2 protein-coding genes and 1 pseudogene are annotated in these 3,010 nt (G+C 37.7%); all 3 read right to left on the bottom strand.

All coding sequences use genetic code 11. From position 1 onward, the window contains the following. Nucleotides 1-450: pseudogene (locus AC1DOS_RS19130) on the bottom strand (endonuclease MutS2); the annotation flags it as partial. Between the two features lie 32 nt (nucleotides 451-482). Beyond that, complete coding sequence (polX, locus tag AC1DOS_RS19125) at nucleotides 483-2,186, bottom strand: DNA polymerase/3'-5' exonuclease PolX (protein WP_477538780.1); 1,704 nt, start codon at nucleotides 2,184-2,186, stop codon at nucleotides 483-485. Nucleotides 2,187-2,453: 267 nt separating this feature from the next. Then, entirely contained in the window at nucleotides 2,454-2,993 is a 540-nt protein-coding gene (locus AC1DOS_RS19120; protein WP_477538779.1) for a CvpA family protein, read from the bottom strand. Nucleotides 2,994-3,010: the final 17 nt, after the last annotated feature.

Below are 3,010 nucleotides of genomic sequence, written 5' to 3'. Positions count from 1 at the left end.
ATCTAAAACTGCACCATTATCATCAATACACGCAATGATTTCATGTTCAAGAGCCGTTAAGATGGGGAGTGCTTGTTTTCGCTCAATAAAGTAAGGGATTTTTATATCTTCCGATTCTTCTACTGCTTCAAGAAATTGACGTAATATTCGACTAGCACGAATGGTACTCGCTATTTCCATTAGTTCAGTCGGACTTAACATCCCTCCTATTTGTGCGCGTTTTGCATGTCCTCGCACATCAAATATGCCGCCCATTGGTACATTGCCACGTACGCGTAAGAGATCTAGACCTTCATCCATTTCATCTAACAATCGCTTGACTTCCTCTAATACGATGGAAGGTTCAAGTAAATCTAATTGGGCTCGACCAAGTGAGGATGTACAAAAATTCGCAACTTGTTCTCTCACTTTATCAAATTCGAGTGTTTTCAATGCTCGTTTCGTTATCATTCAAAACACCTCCTTAATTTCTTTAGTGAATTTTAATCGTTTAAATAATTCTTCAATTTATCGTAAGACCATGTATTTACAATCAAGTCTTTCTTTAACCATGCTTTTAGTGCATATTTCACGCCGATATCCATAAATCTTAACTGGTCTATAGCATGCGCATCTGTATTGATAGCAATCGGTACTTGTAAGTTTTGAGCTTCAATTAAATAATCAGTAGCTAAATCTAATCGATGCGGGTTGGCATTTAATTCTAAAATTTTGCCATATTCAGCAGCCCATTTGATTAATTGTGAAACATCTGGATTATAGCCGTTACGTTTTCCAATTATACGTCCGGTTGGATGGGCAATCATATCGACATGTTTGTTTTTCATAGCCGTAAATAATCGTTCCATAATTTTTTCTTGTGGTTGGCTAAAACTTGAATGAATCGATGCAATAACAAAATCAAGTTCAGCAAGAAGGTCATCATCAAAATCTAGTGAGCCATCCGGTAATATATCCATTTCGGTACCCGCCAAAATGTGAATCGATGGATACTCCTTTTGAATTTTGCGAATTTCATTAATTTGTTCGCGTAAACGTTCTGCAGATAAACCATTTGCTACGCGTAAATAATGTGAGTGATCTGTAATGGCCATATGAGTGTACCCTTTTGCCAAACATGCTTCAACCATTTCACGCAAGGTATGGGCACCGTCTGAATGGGTGGTATGCATATGTAAATCGGATTTTATAGATTCCCTATTGATAAGATCTTTTAATTCATCTTGACGGTCAAATTCTTTGGAATCTTCACGCACAGCGGGTGGAAAATAAGGAAGTCCAAAATGAGCGAAGAAATCATGTTCCGTCTCGAATGTTTGATTTGAGCCATCTTCTTGCTCCACTCCATACTCACTGATTTTCTTTCCTTCAGCTTTAGCTATCTGACGGAGCTTGACGTTATGATCTTTTGATCCAGTGAAATGATGAAGAGCTGTTACGTAAGCTGCAGGTTCGACTAGTCGAAAATCGACATCAATCATTTCTTCAAGATCAATCGTAACTGAAACTTTTGTGTCGCCGGCTGCAATAATTTCAGTAACGGGCAACTCTTTTAATAGAGCTTCTCTTACTGTAACAATATCTGTGGTTGCGATGATGAAATCAAGGTCTTTACTCGTTTCCTTTACTCGGCGAAAACTACCTGCCACTGAAAACTTGTCAATATGTGTGATTTTATTTAAGATAGCTTCGATAAATAACACTGCCGTCTCTAAGCGCCAAATAGGTAATCTATCTGGTCTTGATTCAAACTGGTCCAATTCTTTCAAGATTTTCACTTGTGTTTTTTCACCAAAACCTGCTAGTGACTGAATTTCCCCATCAACACAAGCTTGTTTTAAAGACTCTACTGAATCGACTCCGAGTTCTTGATATAACTTCGCTATTTTCTTTCCACCAAGACCTGGAAGTTTTAATAGTGGTAACAGTCCACTTGGCACAGATGCTTCTAATGCCTGTAATTCTGAAGACTTTCCCGTTTCTTTCAATTCATCAATAACAGCAGCAGTACCTTTTCCAATGCCTTTTAATTTCGTAACATCGTCGATTTCAGAAAAGCTTCTTGCATCAAGTTCGAGTGCTTGTGCCGCTTTACGGAAAGCAGAAACTTTAAATGGGTTTTCTCCTTTTAATTCCATATATAGAGCAATTTTCTCTAAAGTTCGGATAACCACTTTTTTATTCATATCTATTCCTCCAGTCTTTAAAACCCTGTTCAAAAAGGAGCATAAAAGATCCGAGTAGGTCGAGGCGGCGTAGCCTTCGAGCACCGCAGCGTATGGTTTTGATACGTGAGGAGCGGAGAAGCAAGCCRACGATTAAGGTATACAGCCTAAATTCGCCACTTTCCGTGGCAACGGCTGCATGACCTGCCTTCTGCAGGCCTCAGCTATTTTAAGCGGACTTTTTGAACATCCTCTTTAAAAAAACTCCTCTCGGGAAGAGAGAAGTCATCATTCAGTATAGATGTACCACCAATTTTTAACCGTCTCTGATATAAAAGGAGTTTTTGTAAGCATAGACTCAGCTAAATTAGAGTTTTCGATTAAGCTTTGGAAAGGTTCGATTGGCAGTAATGCCACTACATAAATTAATATGAATAAGAAAACATAAAATTCAATGAATCCTAAAATAGCTCCAGTAATTTTACTGATAAACCCTAAAATTGGTAGGTATGATAGGAAGTCGAACATGGATGCTACTAGTTGTAACGCGAATTTCACAACAAAAAAGATAAGTGCAAACGCGATTAATTGATAAAATGTTTGATCCAAATCAAGTTTATCGATTGCAAATGTAAGCCTTGAACTCGAGTCTACTGTAGGATATGGAATCCATAACACAAATTTCTCTGCGAGTGGTTTATAATACGTGTAGGCGACTACAAGCGCAATGATAAAACCAGTCATATGTATCAACTGAACGATTAATCCTCGTTTAGCACCTACGAATAATCCTATAAATAATAATAGTAAAATAATAATATCTAACATTTATTCATCCCTTTATC

This window comes from Paenisporosarcina sp. P5_A11 (assembly GCF_056400705.1).
The sequence above is the reverse complement of the archived record's forward strand: the minus strand, read 5'-3'. Positions and strand labels throughout refer to the sequence as shown.

Bases quoted from the DNA above. Each gene is read 5' to 3' on its own strand.
- polX (WP_477538780.1), bottom strand. From the start codon at position 2,186: ATGAATAAAAAAGTGGTTATCCGAACTTTAGAGAAAATTGCTCTATAT.
- AC1DOS_RS19120 (WP_477538779.1), bottom strand. From the start codon at position 2,993: ATGTTAGATATTATTATTTTACTATTATTATTTATAGGATTATTCGTA.